This window comes from Bartonella sp. AA2SXKL, assembly GCF_042197205.1.
Lineage (GTDB): Bacteria > Pseudomonadota > Alphaproteobacteria > Rhizobiales > Rhizobiaceae > Bartonella.
In genome coordinates, this window is sequence record NZ_JBHIRN010000134.1 from 1 (window position 1) to 735 (window position 735).

The 735-nt window shown below is 44.8% G+C and carries 1 protein-coding gene; it reads left to right on the plus strand.

Annotation, left to right across the window (positions count from 1 at the left end; genetic code table 11):
- Positions 1-735: toprim domain-containing protein (locus ACFINS_RS10265; protein WP_375706209.1), on the plus strand; the 735-nt coding region annotated here is incomplete at both ends.

Consider the following 735-nt stretch of genomic DNA (forward strand, 5'->3'; position numbering starts at 1 on the left):
CACTTGTCATCACTGAAGGAGAAATTGATGCCCTTTCGCTCGCTGCCTATGGTTATCCAGCGGTTTCAGTTCCATTTGGAGGAGGTGTTGGAGGTAAACAGAATTGGATTGAAAATGAATTTGATCATTTAGAATCTTTTGAAATCATTTTTTTAGCCACCGATATGGACAAACCTGGTGAAGAAGCAGCCCATGAGATTGCCAATAGGCTTGGTCGTCATCGCTGCTACCGTGTACAACTCCCCTGCAAGGATGCCAATGACTGTTTAACCGCTGGTATTGATGCAGCCACCATAAAAGCTGCCTTTTCCTCAGCAAAAAGCTTTGCACCAAAAGGGTTACGACGCGCCTCAGACTATAAAGATCAAGTTATAGGGCTCTTTTGGCCAGAGCCTAAGCAGCATCTTGGCTATACGGTTCCCTATCCTAAACTCAACGGCAAGCTGTATTTTCGTCCAGCGGAATTAACGCTATGGAGTGGTGCCAGTGGTGCTGGAAAAAGCCAATTGTTATCAGACTGTATTCCCCATTGGATTTCGCAAAAGAGTCGTCTTTGCTTAGCCTCACTGGAAATGAAAGGAGCACAATCTTTACGTCGTTTAACGAAACAAACGGGGGGTTTAGAACACCCCACCAGAGAGATGATTGAACGAATTTTACAGTTTTTAGATGACGGACTTATTCTCTATGAGCATGTTGGCAAGTCGAGCGTCGACACATTGCTGGATGTTTTTG